Source organism: Enterococcus sp. DIV2453a, from assembly GCF_050533535.1.
GTDB classification, from domain to species: domain Bacteria; phylum Bacillota; class Bacilli; order Lactobacillales; family Enterococcaceae; genus Enterococcus; species Enterococcus faecalis.
The window spans coordinates 556,599-574,620 of record NZ_CP172899.1 but is presented as its reverse complement, the minus strand read 5'-3'; the positions used below and the strand labels follow the sequence as shown (position 1 = coordinate 574,620).

The window sequence follows — 18,022 nt, the reverse complement described above, 5'->3', positions numbered from 1 at the left end:
TCTTTCGTATTTTTCTACTCCTCCGTTATATGAAGTTTAGTATTCACTATAATTCGTTCAATGAATAATAAAATAGTAGGTAAGAAATTGATTCATTCTTACCTACTATTTGTTTTCTATCATTTATTCATATGTTTTTTTCGTTTTTTGTATTGAACAAGCGCATAGACACTACCTAATAAAACAACCCCTACACCAATTAGCCATATGTTCGCTTCTTCTCCTGTATACGGCAATAGTCCATGTTCAGCTTGTTTCGGATTACTTGGCGTTTTAGGTTCTTTCTTAGGTACCTCTTTAACAGTAGGCGTAATATCTTGTGTTTTTTCCTTTCCACCGATGTTATGCTCTGAATCTTTTTCATATTTATTATTTTTTGTTTTGTTATAACCAATCTCTTTAAAATAGTAGCGAGTACCTTTTAGGTCTTTTTTATAGTCATAATCAGCTTGTACCGTCTGGACTGTATCCTTTTTCGTTACTTTATAATCAACTTTTCCAGAAGTCCAAGCGTCCTTTTCCTTTCCATCAGGCGTGACAGCGACTAGAATGGTTTCAAATGCTCGTTCTGTATCAACATCGACATTTTTATGAGAAATTTTTACATTATCGTATAACTTTACTTTTTCTCCCCAAATAAAAGTTTGAGTTCTATTATCTCCTATGTGTGCTTGACTGGAGATATTAATTTCAGGTTTATCTGGAAGAGCAGGAATAATTTCCTGATTTTTTTGATTGCCATCAAAATTATGCTCGGTATCTTGTTTATACTCTGTATCAGAAACTTTACTGTAACCAATTACTTTGAAGAAATATCGTGTCCCCTCTGGATCTTTTTTGTAATCATAATTCGTTTCTACTCGTTGTGTCATATTTTCATTGGCTACTTTATAATCAATTTTTCCAGAAGACCAAACATCTTTTTCTTGATTATCTGGTGTTACGGCAACTAATATATCCTCAAAAGCACGTTTTGTTCCTAGTGGAATATTTGTATGAGAAATCTTTACATCATCGTAAAGTTTAACCTCTTTACCCCAAATAAACGAACGTGTTTTTCCATCTCCAGTATGCGCTATAGAAACAATATCAACCCAAGGTGTATCTATAGGTGTCGCTTTGTCCTTTAATGTATACGTGCCAAGATCAACATTTTCGCCTTTAGATAAGTCTTTTTGTGTAAATTGTTCTGTATTTAATACATTTCCACTTTTTTGGTCAGTCACTGTAAAGGTGAAAGTATCTGATTCTTTATCATAAGAATGCTTCACTTCAATAGGATCAATACTTTTGTAGCCTTCAACACCTTTTGTTTCAGTAATGATATAATCATCAATCGGCAGATTTCCGAATTTAAAGTATCCATTTTTTCCATCAACATTGGCCGTTGTGACAACCGTTTTTTCTTGTGTTCGTTCATTAGTAGCTGTAAATTCTACACCGTTTTTGAAAATTTCATTTGTCTCGTTTTGAATAACTTTCTGACCATCTAAATTCATACGAATAACATCGTCTATACTCTCTGAATCTTTAATTACAACAGGCGTGTTTTGATCTTTATATGTTAATTCTACCACGTGTTTTTCTGGATCTAATGTATATCCTGCTGGCGCTTCCGTTTCTTGCCAGTAATACGTTCCTAAGTCTAACTTGTCCATTGAAGCAGTTAGTTTCTCATCTAAAGTAAATTCTTTTAACAAGGTGCCATTTTCCTTAAATAAACCATACTTAGCTCCTACCATTGGATATGTAGGATTTAATGGTTTATCAGAATTAGTCGTTTTATCTTCTTTTATTAAGGTCGTTTTCCCAGTCGCTACTTCATTTTTAAATTCTACTGAAGCTGTTTTTCCAGCTTTTACTACGACTTCTTTGGTATTGTTTTTATCTAGGACATATGGAGCAGGTACAAAAATTTCCGTTGCTTTAACTTTGGCATTATGAGGAATATTTTTTACGATTGCTTCCCCTTTGGTATCAGTTGTGACCGTTTGCTTTTTCCCGTTATATTCTACTTCAAATTTTGTATTTGGAACTGGTTTTCCTGTTTCTTTATCCAATTTAACGATTTTCATTTCACCTGTTGTTACAATCTCAAAATCTATTTTGTATTTACTTGGGTCTGAAACACCAGAACTTATCAGTTCTTGAGACCCTGATTTTTTCCATATAAAAGGAGTTCCTTCACGTAAACTTTTTTTCAAGATTAATGTACCTGAAGAATTTGCCGTACTTTTAGGTGTAATGGTTAACTTATTTCCTGATTGTCTGAAATCTACATTAGCAGTATTTTGTGCTACCACATCAAATTGAGATAAATTCGAACCATTCGTATCTGTTAATACAGTAGATTCGCCTAGAGTTAGTTTTACCTTACTATTATGAAAAGAAGGTTGTTTTTCATAATTTGCAATAACATCATTAATTTTTTTCTTTATTGTCATTCTTTGCTCTTCTGTTAAATCACCGTTTGAATGAACAACAGCTCCCACTTCGTTATAAAGCATTTCTTGCGCTACAAACATTGTATCTAAATCAGTACCAGCTAGATTCCACAGAGAGCTTATCAAATTTGCTTTTCGGTTCAAAGCAAAAGGATTACTTGAATACCCTGTCCCTTCTAAAACATGACTAAATGGATCCACGCAAAACACTAATTCTTTTCCAGTACCTTGATCTAAATAAATCGGCGCAGTCCATATATCTCTCGTTTCTCCTTTCCATGTAACAGACATCTCACGCTCGTTATTATGATCAAATGAAACATCTGAAGCGGTGACTGCATTAACTGGAACGGCAGTAAACAAAGTCTGCAGACCAATAACTCCAATCATCGCTAAATTTTTAATTTTTCTTGAAAATTTCATTTCTTTCTCCTTCTTCTTTATATTTATTTTGAAACATCAAAAATATATACAAAAAGAAGGTGCTCGTATCATGGTCAATTACTCACCTTCTTTATATATCTGTAATAAAAAAAACAACTCAGATTAATACATGAGTTGTCTGCTAACAAAAGTATTCATTTATAATTGTGAAGCTCCGTAAGTTCCTACCATTCCATTTGCATCATATAATGATTCAGCTGCAGCTAATGCTTCAGATTGTGAGTTGAATGTTCCTACACTATGCAATTGCTTACTATCGTTCCACCAACCAACCCATTGTTGACTTGGTGTTGGATCAGGCGTTGGATCTGGGGTAGGTTCTGGTGTAGGAGTTGGTTCTGGCGTTGGACTCGGAGCTGGTGTCGGATTAGGCGTTGGTTCTGGGGTAGGTGTTGGTTGAATAGTATTTCCCCCAGTTGATCCACCACCTGTATTTGGATTATAATCAGGTGTTATTGAACCAGCGGCTTCGTTATTAGAACTAGGTTGACTATTTGGTTCTTGTGCTGATTCCACACCAGCTTCTTGATTGTCCGATGTAACAGTTGGTGTAGCTTTCGGTTTTTCTTTATTTGTTTTTTCAGGAGTTGCCTCCGCTACATTGCTTTCAGTAGTTGAAGGTTCTTTCTCCTGTTTTGCCTTATCTTCTGCTGATTTTTTCTTCTTTTCAGTTTCATTTTTCTTTTGTTCCTCAATTGATTTTTTTAATTTATCAAGACGAATTTGGTGTGATTTTTTATCTTTTACTAAATAAACATCTTTTTCAGAATCAATACTTTCCTGTGCTACTTTTACATCACTGTCCTTCTTAGACTTTTCAGCAATTGAAAGCAATTGATCCGTCTTTTTAATTAATGCTAAAAACGATTCTAGCTTTAAAATCTTGTTCATCGGCTCTTTTTTATCTTCATTTTTTAATTGATCAATTACTTTTTTTGCTAATTTAATCTCTTTAGCGCTACGTGTATCATAAGCTTTTTTTATTGCATTATCTGCTTGATCCTGTAACTTTTTGTAGGATTCTATTTCCTGTAATTCAATTTTTTCCGCTTGAACTTTCTGATTATGAATAACTAATCCAGCGCCACCACCAACAACTACAAGCGTAGCTACAACAACCAACATTTTCTTTTTCCCTGACATTTTAGTTTTTTTCTCCATTTTCGTTCCTCCATTTTTTTACAATATTGGCTTACTTGATTATACTTGTTTTCCCAAAAAAAATTGTGTGTTTTATCACAATATTTCTTCTACTTTACACCATGTTAATTAATTTACCTTCCACAATTTCTCCCTCAAACCATTCCGCAAAGTCTTGCTTAAATCCATCTACACTGTACAATTCTTGTAATCCAGCTTCTTCTCCATCAGTTGGATCTAAATAAGTTGGTTTATCTTTAGGTCTAGCATAAACGCCAATCCATCTTTCAAAATCTCCTTCAAATGGACTATCAACAATATACCCTTTCTTTTCTAACAGCAATCGAGCTTGTTTTTTTAATTCTTCACTATTTTTAGGCTCAAAATATTTATACTTCTCTTTAAAACTGGCAAATTCTGAAAGCTCTTTATCATAAAATTTTTTTATATTGAAAAATTCTTCCCAAATTGCTTTCTCTTTAACCGTCATTTCTGCTTCATGAACCACATAAGTATAATCATATCTTGAAATTTCTTTTAAAAGCTCTTCATTTGATTCTGAAAGCTTTTCAAAAGTAGTCTTTAAAAAAGGAATCGTCAACTCTCCTTGTTTATCTAATTGAATGATTTTTTCTTTGGCTTTTTTTAAATCATTTCTACCTTTTTTCATTTTTTCAGTAATAGCAATTGCTACTTTCGTGTTTCGTTCAATAACTTCTCTACTCATAATTCATAAATTCCTTTCAACTAAACTCATATCTATTTAAAATAACGAATCAATTGTATCCATATCCCCCTTAATCTTTAAAATGGATATGCTTCCTCTAAATCAAATTCTTGTTCCATATAAGACCGAACACTACTATTTTGATTAGTAGTAAACAATAAATCTTTCGCATCCACGCATACCATTTCAATAATTTCCTCGTGTTTCTCTTTTAGTTCTGCTAAATCAATTCGTTCCATCAACTCATTTGTTCCTAACAAATTATCAATCTCTTTAATCATCTTTAGTGAAGGGGCTAAATAATTTGATAACCACCGAAGTGTTTTTTCAATAGAAGGCTTTTCACCTTGAACAGACAATTTTAAACCTTCCAATTTGTCTACGACATCATACCAAGCTTTGCAATAAACTTTCGCACCCTCTTCAATGTCAAAAACTGTCAAAGATTGATTAATAATTTCTTTCACTAACCAATCCAACGATTCACCACTCGATAGAAAATATTCGACAAATAAAAACGCCTTTTCATCAGAAAGGCGAATTTCGTATCGATTTTTAATTTCATATTTTTCTCTTGCTTCCTCAACACTTACACTTTCTTTTCGTGCTAACTCATAATCTTTTTGGTAAAAGTTAAAATATAATGGCGATTGACGACTGCCAAAATAAAGAGACAAACCTTTATTTACCATTTTTTTATTTTCATAAGCAAAGCCCCCACTAAAATCAAAATTCTTAAATGTAGTATCCACAAGCCCTTGTTCCATTTTTTCTTTCAAAATATACAAATCAAAATTTTCTTGACCTTTCACAATCAATTCATCAAGAGCAATATCAATTCGTGTAATTTTTGTATCTACCAAAATACCTTGACCGAAAATATCATCATCATAAAGAGAACGAAAAAATTCTGTCCACGATCTGTTGTTATCTTCCTCAAAAATTTCTTCTAATTGGCGACAACCTTCACCTGATAAGTCTAACATGATACCCATATTCACATTTTCCGGATTCCGAAAAATCCGAATAGAGCTATATGAAAATGTTTCTGTGTAATGATAAAACCCTCTCGATTCATGAGTAAACCAGTTCATATCCATGTGCAACAACTTCTCAATAACTGTCCGAACATCTAATGTTTTAAATCGTATTCTTAGAAAGTCAATTTTTGCTTCTACCGAAGCATGACCACCATCAATATGCAATACTTCCACTATTTTTTTCTCCATCTCTTGTGTAATCGGTCGTTTTCCAGATTCTAAATTAGAATAAAAACCTTTAGTGATAGACAACAATTGACACATTTCTATTTGTTTCAATTTTAATTCTTTTCTATATCTCTTTAAATCAACGCCCCTCACTATTTAACCCTACTTCCAAAAAAAGTTTCCAAATATCTACTAAAAAGTTTCCAAAAACATAATCGCTCAATCCCTTGCGAGACATAGTGTTTAAGCAACTTTTTTATATGGTATGTTAAATTCTACCCCCATGTTATAAAACGGGGGTAGAAAATTTCGAAGTGGGTCAAGCCCACCTCACGACTAGAAGTATTTGGGATATACGTTGCTACTTTTGTTAACGATAGAATAGGGGCGGGCGCCTTGGGGCGCCACCCCTATTCTATCTACAAAGCACGCAACAATCCCTAGCAACTTCTAGTCTACTCTCCTACCATTCCTTACTTCATTTCTAAAACTTTCAAGCGTTTTTTTATCTCTGCATTATCTGATAGTACGTCCTTTACTAAATCGATTAGCTCTTTCACTGTTGCTTGATTTTCTCGAAACTCTGCTTTTGTTATTGAAATAGTTTCCTTCTTCTTTTTCTCTTCTTCTGACATAAAAACATCCGAAATAGCTATATCCAAAGGAATATTTTTACTTCTTAGATCAATTAATTTAAAAAAGGATTCAACATCATTAGAACTGAAAACTTTAAACGAATAGGTATAACCTTTAGAATTTTTCGCATATTTCCTTTCAAATTTTTTATCTGTTAATCTCTCTATTTTATTCGCCCAGTTTTTTAATGTTTTTAGTGCAATTTTATTTTCAAGTTGTAAAATCACTTCCTCAAACGAAAACATACTTAACACCTACTTACCAAACATTTCTTTCCAAGCAGAATCCATATGCTCCTTAAATATTGTTTCTAAATACTTATCAACTTCTTGTGATGTTGAGAATTTCTTTTCCTCAACTGGTCTATCTTCATCATAAAAAGCTTCTGCATCTAAAATAGAAGTCACTAAAGACTTATAATCAAGCAATCTATTATTATCTAAAACTCCTTCTTTTTCTGCTCTTCGGTCAATTTCTTTAATTATTTTTTGTTCCTTCTCTTTTACATAACTTAGCATTTGTCCTTGCGATTTAAATTTCACTTTCTTTTTCCTCCTTTTTATTCAAAGCAAAGATTACTTCTTCAACAATTTTAGTTCCCTTATTTTCTATAAATTTTTCAAACTCAACAGGATCAGTTAATTTTTTTATTCGCTTTCCATTAGAAAATCGAACTAATTTTGCATAGCTTTCTGATTGTTCATAGAGAATGTCACGAATACGTGTATCTAAATCAGGCTTTTTATATCGTTTCTTGACTTCAACATATACTCGTTCTCTAACGTGTTTTATTATTTCATTAGAATCCAATAAAAAGCTCCTTTCTTATTATCCAAATTTTTCACTTAACTTAGCTAACTTTGCTTGCCCTGCTTCTAACTCTTCATCAATTTCAGCAAGGGCTTCTTTATCCACATGTTTTGATATTTTTTGAGATACTTCTTCTTGAACTTCTTTTGAAATTTCTTCATATCCTAGTTCTTTAGAAATCTTGATAAATTCCTGAATGAAGTCAAAATCTTGTGGTACTTGCGGGCTATAAAATTCTCTTGCTACTGAACCTCCTTGTGCAACATAACCACGACCATAGACTTTTTGACCGTCAACTTTTTCAACATATTTAAAGTTTTTATTTTTATTTTCATCACCAAAAATCATCAAAATACCTGTTTCTGAAAGACGGCCAACTGACATTCGAAACATAAAATTATCACGTAAAGCCGTTTTGATAAATTCACCATCTGGACGTTGCATTGCAACGATAAAGAAAATCCCTGCTTGACGAGCTTTTAAAATAAGTTGGGTTAAATATTCATCTACATCGCCATCAATCGCATAGTCATTCGCTAATTCTGCTTTAAATGCTGCAAATTCATCAATCACAATAAACTTAGGCTTTAAACCATAGTACGCATAATTTTTACCCATTTTGTAATCAGGGCTATTATTCATCATTTCAAAACGTGCATTCATTAATTCAACTGCATTTTTCAAGCAATTAACAATATCTATTTTTCCTGTATGCACTTTTCCTGCAAACATTGGTAACTTACCTAGTGCCATCAAGTCAGAATTTTTTGGATCACAAATTTCCATTTCACCCACACGGCAAAGTGCATAAATTAGAGATAAAATGGTAAAAGTTTTACCTCCGCCAGTTCCACCACCTAATAATAAATGTGGGTCTTTATCAAAGTACCAATACAACCCTTTCATTAATTGAACCTTTCCTTTATCAGCTTGCATATCCTTTATCCAAATACGCTTATTGTAAACATCAGAAGCTAGTTCATAGGTAATAAAGCCTTTTTCATCAATTTTATTTAAATTGTCCGCATGAAACGCTGTTTCCAAAAAGCCACCAATGGTTTCAAATTTTTCCTGAAATTTATTACCTGCTGTTTCAAATGAAACGAAAATACTATTTTTTGCAGACTTATAATAAATTTTTGGGAACTTTATTTTTTCTTTTGTTTTACCATCACTACCTTTAACTCGCTTCTTCGTATAATAGCCATTGTCGATAATCATACGAGCTAACACTTGACGTTGTTCTACTTTAGAAAAATAGCCCGAATTGATAATTGAAGCCTTAACAAGCAATGTAATTAGCACGATTGAGCCTATCGAGACACCTATAATTATTAACGCTGGTACAATATATATTTTCCAATCAGTTGGATTTGAAAGATATAAAGGATACATCCATTTATAGCCCACAAAATAGCCTAAACAAGCAAAAACTGGCATAAAAAATAACACTCTATAGAGTGCCAACAAATTTCTTGAAGAATAACGAATTCTTCTACCTCTATATCTAAATAATTTTTTTACCATTTACCTACCTTCTTTTTTTAACCGTGCTAATTCTTGTCTACAAAATTCTTTATACACTGGAATATATTCTGTAGCCATTCGAAAAATCTGACGTTCATTCATTGTGCTATACGAATGTGCAAACATATTCCTCATATTCCTAAGTCTTTTCCAATCAACTTTACCACTATTTTTCTCTTTAAATTCTTCTGAAAAGCCACTGTTCCCAACAGTATATTCACCAATTTGCATTAAACACATACTGATTGTATTAAAAAACACTCTATCATGATAGAAGGTTTCATAATCCCTTCCAAAACGATTGAGTGTCTGTTCTATATCTTCAATGTAGATCAGCGTTCCTCTTAACAAACGTAAATCCTTTGCTGTACTATCTCTCAAATACCTTTACACCTTCCTTTAAAATGGTAGCTAACAATTCTCTTCTTTCAGGTTTATCTTGTGTATCAACAAGAGTTTCTAGCTCCACTAAATCAATATCATGCGCTACAGCTTCTTTTAATTCTTCAAAGAAATCTCCATATAAATTCCAATAGGCTTCTTCTGATTGTCCTGTAATATCTACAGCAAAATCAATATCACTGGTTTCTTTCGCTTCATTACGTGCATAAGAACCAAAGACATAAACGACTGGTACATTGTGTTTTTCTGCTACAGGTTTCACACGCTCTTTAATTTCATTCATTGTCATCACCATTTTTCTCACCTCTTCTAACGTCTATTCTAAAGCCATTATAAAGCATTCAAATTTCACAATCAATTCACTTTACTTGTGTATTCCTCAAAGAAAACACCCTTATCAAAATCTTCATGCAGTTTATTATTATATGCTTTAACTAATTGTTCTAAAAAATTATCTAACAAGTTTAAAATAGCTTCATCACATTCAAAAAAAAATCATCTAACAATAAAAACCGGATAAGATACTCACTAGTTTCGTTATAAAGTTTTAAATACAATGTACTATAATAACTAAAACTTTGCCACATACGATAGACTCTAATTTTTCTCTCTAAAAACCTCCTATATTTTTCTTGTTTTACACCCATTCTTTCCGCCAAGTCTAACACTACTTCTCCACCACCCCTTTCAATAATAAATTTCCTTCAAATTACCACTTTCTTTATGAAGAAAAATCACACTACTCTTCAACCGTCTTTCTACTAACCAATTTTTTGGATTCAATCGGCAACTTTTCAACAACTCTTTTTCTTTCCTAACTAGGCGTTTCCCTTGTTTCATTTAACCTCTCCTTTTCTTTATTATTAATGTCTATTAACAAATCTTGTTAACACAAATTAATAGTAAAAAGGGCACTCGTTAGAATGCCCTTTTTAGCTGTTAAACGGTGCTACCGATTCGTCTGAATATGATATTTACTTTCGTTTCAATTCCCACATCCAATTAATTTTTTCAGAAATTTCTGGTTCAGTGGTAAAATATTAACAAAAGGAGGTGTCCTATAATAATGCTAAAAACAATTGAAAAAGCATGTGAAATAGACATGCAATCCGTAACAATTATTCTTACCAACAATCAAAAACTCAAAATTGAAAAATTCCAATCAATTATTGATGATAAAATTTTAGAGTTTATCAGTTCTAATATTCAATACTACATCCCTGAAAAAAGTATTCTCTATTTTACAACGTCTTAAGAGATACCATTGTTCGTTTCATTTCATAATCTATTTTAATTGAAAGATAATCTAGCGTTACTTTTGCTTGTTCAAAGGTAACGTTTTTTTGTGCCAAAACTTCATACAATTCATCACCTATTTTTTTTAATTCTTCTCTTTTGCTCATTTAATCTACCTCAATCTAATATTTATTTTTGCTCATTTGCTTGATTCTTATTTTCTTTTTGTAGTGTAGGTTGAGCTGGTTTAACAGCTCCTACTTTTTTTATACCCACTGCACGGACTTTAAACGCTTGTTCTGTTTGTACATTGTCATTAAAACCTTTGTAAGCATTAAGCCATCCACGAGCTGTTACATTTCCAGTCAACTCGATTTCATCATCATAATTGATATCACTAACGTCATAGCCTGGATCAATCGCAATTTCTACTTGGTCATTTAATTTGCTAGAATAAACCGTTACTCGTTGTTCACGAACATCGTCAGTCACATTTCCTTCACCATCACGTTCATTAATTGCAACTACTTCTAAGAAATTCATCGTACCAAATGTTCCTACTACATCAAAATTTTCAATCGTGTTATTTTCAAATGATAATCCCATTATTTATTACCTCCAACTACTTCTAAACGTTTTGCATAAACTACCATGTCAATTGAGCGACTATTTCCAATGTTATTCCGTTTTACATTGATTCGTGCTACTGGATCAATTAATTTTACTTCTTCACGGCCATTCAACATTTGTGAATTTCGTAAATGAGGAACAAAAATCTCAAAATCACGTTGCTTTTCGCTTGAAGCGGTGAACACACGACCACGAACAGGTGATCCATTTACATAAATATCACGTTCTGTTTTATAAACAGCTTTAATTTTACTTCCTAAATTTTTATCACTTAATGCAATTTCTTGAATTCTATTTGCCAAAATAATTTCCTTCTTTCACTAATTTTTATACAAAAATAAACAGTCAACCATTGACTGCCTTTCTCTCTTTATGCAATTCTTCTTATTAACTAAAAAACACAACTTGACAAGGTTTATGATAACCTGTCATTTTATATGTTCGTTGTAAAATCTGATTTTTTAATAATCGACTTTCAATTGTTAAGCGTTCCATGTTTGTTAACTTAACCGCACTCTTACCTAACTTCTTACGTTCTAAGTTATAGCTCTTTTCTATATCCGAAATAGAAAAAGTTTTTTTCTGTCGTTTCATACGTTCAACAAACTTCTCAACAAAAAGTAATAGCTCTTCTTTCATTTTTATCCTCCTTATTCACTTAATAACAAATTCTGTTCTTTCATTTAAAATAAAAAAGTACAACTAAAATAATACAGTTGTGCTTACTAAAGTTAATATTGAATATTCTTTTAGAAAAAATCTTTTCCACGCTTAAAAATAACAACTTTAATTGTATTTCAATTTTAGATTCTTACGTTCATCACAATACATAGAATCATCTTCAATGGCTAGTGACTCTTACATTCCATCACATCACGGCACATTAGATAGTACTGTAATATACGGTGTACAGCTCTCCTCCTTTTATTGAGCTTGCATAGATTTTTTTATTCAATCTAGTTCAGCAACTATTTCCAACGTGTCTCACGACATGGTTATTGAAAATAATCTGACAGCTCTGCATTAATCTGTCATCAATATGGCTCTAGTTAAAGATACTACTGCCACCTTGCGTCCCATTCAACGGCTGGTACGCACCACCTCAACAAGACTTACAACATTTAATGAAAACTTCACCCTTGTTTTATCTCGTCAAATACCGTACAATAAAAGTGTCTAAGTTTTATTTTACGGCGTTTACGAAATGGAGATTCATTTTCTTCTCGTGAACGCTTTTTTGTTTATCCAACTGAAAAGTTAAACATTTTGTTTAACTTGTGTTAAGAATATACCTTTTAAAATAAATTGTCAACACTTTTTGTTTAACTTTCTCAATTTTGTACACAAAAAGTTTATAATGTACTTATAAGAGGAGGTAAAACCAGTGCAACCATTAGCAAAAAGACTACAGCTTTTAAGAGAAGAAAAAGAATGGACAAAAACATATGTTGCAAAACAACTAGGCTTAAATAACTTAGGAACCTATGCAAACTGGGAATATGGAACACGTGAACCAGATTCGGAAATGCTATCAAAAATTGCTTCCTTATATGATGTATCTACCGATTTTTTACTAGGTAGAACAGAGGAAAGAATACATCTAAACGACAAGGAAAAAATTGGAAAAAATATCATTTCTCATTTTCGTTTAAATACTTCTGATATGGACATAGAAGATATAGAAGAATTAGAAGAGGAATTAATCGACTTTCAAGATTTTCTTATAAAAAAAGCAAAAGAAAAAAAGGAACGTAACAAAAAAGATTGATTGGACTGTTGTTGGTGGATTTTATTAGTAAAGAACTCTATTTTGAAGCATTTAATTTTTCGAACGAATTAATAAAAGAAGTATCTTACTACTCTTCCAAAAATATTGAACAAGTTAAATGCTTTGATATTGAAAAATATGTAAAAGAAGTTGAAGATGTTGAATTTGTTGAATACACGTTTCAAAAACAACTTAAAAGACGGATGCTTGGTTCAATCTCTAAAGTAGACGATGAAGTCATTATAACAACAAACAAAGAATTAATGTTAGAACGAAAAAATTTCACTAAAATGCATGAGGTTATGCATTACTACATAGATATACCTAAAATTAATAATGCAACTCATACTTTTTCTGATATTCTTTTAAAAAATGGTTACTTGATGGAAGATTTTCCAAAAGAATATCGTGCTAATGTCGGTGCTAGCATGTTAATGGCAAATGACCAAGCCTTGTTTTACGCATTTAAAAAATTTTATTCATTCGAAGAAATTGCACAATACTTTTTTATGAGCAAATCTGCATTAAGAAATAGACTCATCGAACATCTTATGTATGTAAATAACTGTACTTTTACACACGCTAATACACTTTTTAACAATTATTACTTTCATAAAGAAACTGACATCTACAGATTTATTTTCAATTAGTTTTTATTTTAATAATTCATAAAAGGAGTGTTACATAATGGATAAAAACGTAGAAAAAAAATGCCCTGTAGAGGCTTTATCTAATATACTTGGAAAAAAGTGGATCCCCCAAATAATAGAATCCCTAAACGGAGGATCTATGCGCTTTGGAGAAATTTGCCGAATGCTTCCGAATAGTTCTCCAAAAATGATCAAACAACAACTAAAACTTTTGGAAGACAATGAGATTGTTAAGAATGAAAAAGAAGTTTTCAATAATACTACTTCGTCCACTTATTATTTGTCTGAAAAGGGAAAAGATTTAGCAACTATTGTTTTACAAATGAAACTATGGGGTCAAAGAGAATTAGATTGTACAAATCTAAAAAATTGAAGTTCATTTCTATGGCTATGAAATGAACTTCAATTTTTTATTTTAGTAAATCATTTAAAGATTCCGACATAGTAGGATGGGTATACACTCTATCACGTAATACTTTATAGTCCATATTAAAATCCATTGCCAACGAAATAAGATTTATTAATTCATGAGATTCTGCACCATATAAAGAAGCTCCCAAAATCTTTTCAGTTTCTGCATCTATTATTACTTTAAAAATTCCTACTGTCTGATCAATAATATGGGCTTTAGGTATAGCTTTTACAGGTAAACTAAAAACTTTATAGTTTACTTTGCTTTTTTCTAGCTCCTTTTCTTTTATTCCAACACTTGAAAAAGGTGGTGTTATAAATACACTGTACGGTATATTACCTCTATTCATAGTATTTCTCTTTTTGTCACCATAAAGATAATCCACTATTATTCTATAATCATCTAAAGAAATATAGGTAAATTGTAGGCCCCCTTTTACATCGCCTATTGCCCAAATATTTTCCACAGATGTTTTTAAAAATTCATCTACAACAATAGCCCCATGACTATCCGTTTTTATATTTGTGTTTTCTAATCCTAAGGCATCTGTATTAGGTTTTCTACCTGTAGCTACAAGCAATTTAGACACTTCTACTTTTTTTATTTTACCAGCTTGAGTATATATTACTTCAGTATAATTATCCTTATCTATGATATGGTTTATAGATACGCCTAACTGAATATCAATTCCCTTATCTAAAAAATCTTTATATATTAATGTTGAGATATCTTCATCTTCTCTAGGTAAAAATTCAGAGCTAGCATCTAAAATACTAACTTTGCTTCCATAAGAATTAAACATTGATGCAAATTCTAACCCAATATAACCAGCACCTATAATAACTATTTTTTCTGGTGCTATTACTTGTTCCATAGCAGTTGTAGAATCTAAAACATTTTTACTTTTATTTACCCCATCTATAGGTAATTTGATAGTTTTTGAGCCCGTATTAATAAAAATACGTTCACCTTCAACTTGGATTTTCGTATTATCTGTCTTAGTGATTTGTATGATTTTATCTGATAAAAATTTAGCTTTTCCATTTAAAATAGTTATATTCTCTTCTTCAAAAAGGTTATTGTAATTTTTTTCTCTCAACTTACTTGTCAAACTATTTTTTATTGAATGCGCCGTTGACATATCTACATGTTTTTCTCCATTAATTATTAAAGATTTTGATGGTATACATCCTACATTAATACATGTCCCTCCATACATTAGTTCAGATTCTTCAATCATCAATACCTCTTCACCACGCATAGCAATTTCTTTTGCTAGTGTTTTCCCTCCCTTTCCAAAACCAATAATTATATTTTTATATTTGTTCATAACAATCACTTCCTTTCTAAAATAATTTTATAAGGTTTTATTATAGCTAGCAATTAGTTACTTTAAAGTAACCATACAGACCTATCTTTTTTAACTCCTTTAATCCACATTAATTTCAGTGTCTAGCATTCTATTCATAAACCATTCCACTTGCTGTGGTGCGTCATGATCAAAGAAAGCAGATTCTTTCATGTCTAAATTCGCTATCTTTTCAATGTCTCCTTTTGAAAGCTCAAAATCAAAAATATCAATGTTTTCAGCCATTCGTTCAGGATGGACTGATTTTGCTAAAGCTACAATCCCTCTTTGCATTAGCCAGCGAAGCACAACTTGACCAATTGACTTGCCATATTGCTCACCGATTTCTTCTAATACTGGATTTTTGAATAGTTCATGGCGGCCTTCTGCAAATGGTGCCCAAGCTTCTATTTGTACTTCATATTTTTCGTGCCATTCCTGATCTTCAATTCGCTGATTCCATGGATTCACTTCAATTTGATTAATTTGAGGTTTTACTTCATTCAATCCAACAAACTCAATCATTTTAGCTGACTTGAAATTTGAAATTCCTATTGCACGCAATTTCCCTGCTTTTTGAGTAGCAACCATTGACCGCCATGCACCATAAATATCTCCATATGGTTGATGAATAAGATAAAGATCAAGATAATCCAATCCCATTACTTTAAGAGAATGTTCAATCGTTTCCTTAGCTTTGCCCTCTGATGCTTGAAGAATAAACAATTTAGAGGTAATAAAAAGTTCATCTCTAGTGACCAGATCTTCATTGATGGCACGTTTGATTCCCTCACCTGTTTCTTTTTCATTTCCGTAAATAGAAGCTGTATCGATCAAACGGTATCCTGCTTTAATGGCTTGATAGACTGCTTCAGCTGTTTCTTCTAATGGAATTTGATACACACCAAATCCCAATTGAGGCATTTCTACACCATTATTCAAAGTAATTGTTTGCATATTGTTTTCCTCCTCTAATTTCTTTACATGTTCTATCCTAAATCTTAGAGTTAAATACATAAAAAGAAAAAAATTTATTTTTTTCGTTCCCATAGTTTTTCGACTTTATCAGGATCCAATTCACCAGCTTTAAATTTTGCAATATGATCCTCATATGTTTCTATCTTGTACACAAGTAATTCTCTTGTTTGTTGCATTTCCTCTAGCTTTTTATCTAATTCTACTAACTGTTCTTTTAAAATATGCTTCTGCGCATCTTCTACATTTTGTTTATCTCTAAGTTGTGCTAAAGTTGAAAATTCAATCAAAGATTCTATAGATAAGCCTGCATTACGAAGATTTTTTACTAAATAAACCCAATTTAAATCTTTAGTTTTATAGTCTCTATATCCACTACTGTTTCTTGATACAGGAGGTATTATTCCCACTCGTTCATAATATCTTAACGTATCTACTGTTAAATTAAACATTTCTGCTGCCTGTTTTATATTCATTATTGTCTTTACCTCCTTACTCTAAATGTGAAAAATCATGATTAATAATCTCTTCTAAGTAAAACTGATCATTCTCAAAACAAAATTTCATAATACTACAGTTACCAATAGGAGCTTGCGGTGTAATATCACTTAAATGCGCCCACTCTCTTATAAATTGCCTACAAGCTGCTCCATGTGAGACTACTAAAATAGTTTTACCTTGTTCTTTCTGCATAATATTTACTAAGCATTTTGTTACTCTTTTTCTAAACTCTATTTCTTCTTCACCACCATATTGTACAAAAAAATCTCTATAAGGTAATGGTGGATTTAAATATTCATGCTCCGCTTCTAATCTGCCAAAATTCCATTCTTTTAAGCCTTTATGCCTTTCATAGTTTATTTCTGTAATTAATTCTAATGTATCTGAAGCTCGTTCAAGAGTAGAAGTGTGTGCACCATCAAATACAATACCGTTTTTTTCAAAAAATTCTTTAGCTATCTTAGCTTGTTCAATTCCTTGTTTTGTTAAAGGAGAATCGCACCATCCTTGAATTTTTTTTTGTTGATTGAACAATGTTTGACCATGTCTCATTAAATAAAGTGTCTTTTTCATCTATCTAACTCCCTACTATCTATTTTTCATCATTATAAACCTTGAAGTTAACTTCAAGGCAACTGATTATGTTTTAAAATATATATCTATAATTTTTCACACAATATTAGCTAAAATAGAAAGTCTATTAATAAAATTTTATTAGATATTTCCGTTGAAATTATCTATAAATTTAATTTATACTATAGATAAATTAAAAATTCTATTCGGAGAACAAAATTATGAAAAAAAATCCACAATTACCTATTTGTGATGTAGAAACAACAGTTAAACTAGTTAATAGTAAATGGAAGGTCTTGATTATCCGGGATTTAATGACTGGTTCCAAAAGAAATAGTGAGTTAAAAAGATCATTGAGTGGAATTTCACAAAAAGTTTTGACAGCTAGTTTAAAGTCAATGATTAAAGATGGCCTTGTTGAACGTATTGATTTTAAAAAAAATCCACCCCATGTCGAATATAAATTAACTAAACTAGGAAATACATTATTACCTGTAATTGAATCTATGAGAGAGTGGGGAGAATTTTACAAAACACAAGTTAACATATAGTTACATTTTTGTACCTACTTCTCATTCTAAAAAAAATAAG

General features: G+C 31.6%; 24 protein-coding genes. 5 read left to right on the top strand and 19 right to left on the bottom strand.

The genetic code is table 11. The features are described 5' to 3' along the window. Window positions 1-119: 119 nt before the first annotated feature. The 11 genes from IGK03_RS02880 to IGK03_RS02830 form a co-directional block, all read right to left on the bottom strand. On the bottom strand, window positions 120-2,867 hold the full coding sequence (locus tag IGK03_RS02880; protein WP_016617145.1) for a SpaA isopeptide-forming pilin-related protein: 2,748 nt from the start codon (window positions 2,865-2,867) through the stop codon (window positions 120-122). Window positions 2,868-3,026: 159 nt separating this feature from the next. Continuing rightward, window positions 3,027-4,049: a hypothetical protein gene (locus IGK03_RS02875; RefSeq protein WP_016617144.1), complete on the bottom strand. Its 1,023-nt coding sequence runs from the start codon at window positions 4,047-4,049 to the stop codon at window positions 3,027-3,029. Between the two features lie 94 nt (window positions 4,050-4,143). Beyond that, the gene (locus tag IGK03_RS02870; protein WP_002393069.1) at window positions 4,144-4,755 is read right to left on the bottom strand and encodes a hypothetical protein; all 612 of its coding nucleotides are present in this window, start codon (window positions 4,753-4,755) and stop codon (window positions 4,144-4,146) included. Window positions 4,756-4,832: 77 nt separating this feature from the next. Next, a complete protein-coding gene (locus IGK03_RS02865) occupies window positions 4,833-6,116 on the bottom strand; it encodes an XRE family transcriptional regulator (RefSeq protein WP_002371424.1) in 1,284 nt (427 codons plus the stop codon). Between the two features lie 320 nt (window positions 6,117-6,436). After that, on the bottom strand, window positions 6,437-6,844 hold the full coding sequence (locus IGK03_RS02860; protein WP_002410060.1) for a hypothetical protein: 408 nt from the start codon (window positions 6,842-6,844) through the stop codon (window positions 6,437-6,439). A gap of 9 nt (window positions 6,845-6,853) precedes the next feature. Next, window positions 6,854-7,141, bottom strand: coding sequence for a hypothetical protein (locus tag IGK03_RS02855; RefSeq protein WP_002394263.1), 288 nt, complete (start codon window positions 7,139-7,141; stop codon window positions 6,854-6,856). After that, window positions 7,131-7,409: a hypothetical protein gene (locus IGK03_RS02850; RefSeq protein ID WP_002371427.1), complete on the bottom strand. Its 279-nt coding sequence runs from the start codon at window positions 7,407-7,409 to the stop codon at window positions 7,131-7,133. Before IGK03_RS02850 ends, IGK03_RS02855 begins: the two co-directional genes overlap by 11 nt. A gap of 18 nt (window positions 7,410-7,427) precedes the next feature. Then, a complete protein-coding gene (locus IGK03_RS02845; RefSeq protein WP_025193938.1) occupies window positions 7,428-8,936 on the bottom strand; it encodes a cell division protein FtsK in 1,509 nt (502 codons plus the stop codon). Next, entirely contained in the window at window positions 8,937-9,317 is a 381-nt protein-coding gene (locus IGK03_RS02840) for a HepT-like ribonuclease domain-containing protein (RefSeq protein WP_010819235.1), read from the bottom strand. Beyond that, on the bottom strand, window positions 9,307-9,633 hold the full coding sequence (locus tag IGK03_RS02835) for a nucleotidyltransferase family protein (RefSeq protein WP_002394268.1): 327 nt from the start codon (window positions 9,631-9,633) through the stop codon (window positions 9,307-9,309). Before IGK03_RS02835 ends, IGK03_RS02840 begins: the two co-directional genes overlap by 11 nt. Before the next feature lie 392 nt (window positions 9,634-10,025). Further along, window positions 10,026-10,178, bottom strand: coding sequence for a DUF6906 family protein (locus IGK03_RS02830; RefSeq protein WP_002410057.1), 153 nt, complete (start codon window positions 10,176-10,178; stop codon window positions 10,026-10,028). 226 nt (window positions 10,179-10,404) lie between these two features. Between IGK03_RS02830 and IGK03_RS02825 the strand changes: the two genes are divergently transcribed. Continuing rightward, on the top strand, window positions 10,405-10,593 hold the full coding sequence (locus IGK03_RS02825; protein WP_002394271.1) for a hypothetical protein: 189 nt from the start codon (window positions 10,405-10,407) through the stop codon (window positions 10,591-10,593). Here the strand turns inward: IGK03_RS02825 and IGK03_RS02820 are convergent. The 4 genes from IGK03_RS02820 to IGK03_RS02805 all read right to left on the bottom strand — a co-directional run bounded on the left by IGK03_RS02820 (window position 10,580) and on the right by IGK03_RS02805 (window position 11,843). Beyond that, complete coding sequence (locus IGK03_RS02820) at window positions 10,580-10,741, bottom strand: hypothetical protein (RefSeq protein ID WP_002394272.1); 162 nt, start codon at window positions 10,739-10,741, stop codon at window positions 10,580-10,582. The two genes, IGK03_RS02825 and IGK03_RS02820, sit on opposite strands and share 14 nt — an antisense overlap. 22 nt (window positions 10,742-10,763) lie before the next feature. Beyond that, complete coding sequence (locus tag IGK03_RS02815; protein ID WP_002380876.1) at window positions 10,764-11,180, bottom strand: DUF961 family protein; 417 nt, start codon at window positions 11,178-11,180, stop codon at window positions 10,764-10,766. Then, window positions 11,180-11,506 (bottom strand): hypothetical protein, encoded by a 327-nt coding sequence (locus tag IGK03_RS02810; RefSeq protein ID WP_002394274.1) that lies wholly within the window; start codon window positions 11,504-11,506, stop codon window positions 11,180-11,182. The genes IGK03_RS02815 and IGK03_RS02810 overlap by 1 nt, the downstream gene beginning before the upstream one ends. An 85-nt stretch (window positions 11,507-11,591) precedes the next feature. Beyond that, window positions 11,592-11,843, bottom strand: a complete 252-nt coding sequence (locus tag IGK03_RS02805) for a hypothetical protein (RefSeq protein ID WP_002365227.1) — start codon at window positions 11,841-11,843, stop codon at window positions 11,592-11,594. A 745-nt stretch (window positions 11,844-12,588) separates the two neighbouring features. Here IGK03_RS02805 and IGK03_RS02800 point away from each other — a divergent pair. Genes IGK03_RS02800 through IGK03_RS02790 form a run of 3 tightly spaced genes read left to right on the top strand, consistent with a single transcriptional unit; the run spans window position 12,589 to window position 13,995 of the window. Next, window positions 12,589-12,972 carry a helix-turn-helix domain-containing protein gene (locus IGK03_RS02800; protein WP_002394275.1) on the top strand — a complete coding sequence of 128 codons (384 nt, stop codon included), beginning with the start codon at window positions 12,589-12,591 and terminating at the stop codon, window positions 12,970-12,972. Beyond that, window positions 12,969-13,622: an ImmA/IrrE family metallo-endopeptidase gene (locus IGK03_RS02795; protein ID WP_002394276.1), complete on the top strand. Its 654-nt coding sequence runs from the start codon at window positions 12,969-12,971 to the stop codon at window positions 13,620-13,622. Before IGK03_RS02800 ends, IGK03_RS02795 begins: the two co-directional genes overlap by 4 nt. 37 nt (window positions 13,623-13,659) lie before the next feature. After that, window positions 13,660-13,995 carry a winged helix-turn-helix transcriptional regulator gene (locus IGK03_RS02790; protein ID WP_002394277.1) on the top strand — a complete coding sequence of 112 codons (336 nt, stop codon included), beginning with the start codon at window positions 13,660-13,662 and terminating at the stop codon, window positions 13,993-13,995. 37 nt (window positions 13,996-14,032) lie between these two features. On the opposite strand, the gene IGK03_RS02785 is transcribed toward IGK03_RS02790, so the two are convergent. The 4 genes from IGK03_RS02785 to IGK03_RS02770 form a co-directional block, all read right to left on the bottom strand. After that, window positions 14,033-15,364, bottom strand: coding sequence for an FAD-dependent oxidoreductase (locus IGK03_RS02785; protein WP_002407736.1), 1,332 nt, complete (start codon window positions 15,362-15,364; stop codon window positions 14,033-14,035). Between the two features lie 99 nt (window positions 15,365-15,463). Continuing rightward, entirely contained in the window at window positions 15,464-16,399 is a 936-nt protein-coding gene (locus IGK03_RS02780; RefSeq protein WP_171803825.1) for an aldo/keto reductase, read from the bottom strand. Between the two features lie 14 nt (window positions 16,400-16,413). Further along, complete coding sequence (locus IGK03_RS02775; RefSeq protein ID WP_002365234.1) at window positions 16,414-16,833, bottom strand: MerR family transcriptional regulator; 420 nt, start codon at window positions 16,831-16,833, stop codon at window positions 16,414-16,416. A gap of 16 nt (window positions 16,834-16,849) precedes the next feature. Then, window positions 16,850-17,431, bottom strand: a complete 582-nt coding sequence (locus IGK03_RS02770) for a histidine phosphatase family protein (RefSeq protein WP_002380883.1) — start codon at window positions 17,429-17,431, stop codon at window positions 16,850-16,852. A gap of 221 nt (window positions 17,432-17,652) precedes the next feature. Between IGK03_RS02770 and IGK03_RS02765 the strand changes: the two genes are divergently transcribed. Further along, window positions 17,653-17,982 carry a winged helix-turn-helix transcriptional regulator gene (locus IGK03_RS02765; protein ID WP_002365236.1) on the top strand — a complete coding sequence of 110 codons (330 nt, stop codon included), beginning with the start codon at window positions 17,653-17,655 and terminating at the stop codon, window positions 17,980-17,982. Window positions 17,983-18,022: the final 40 nt, after the last annotated feature.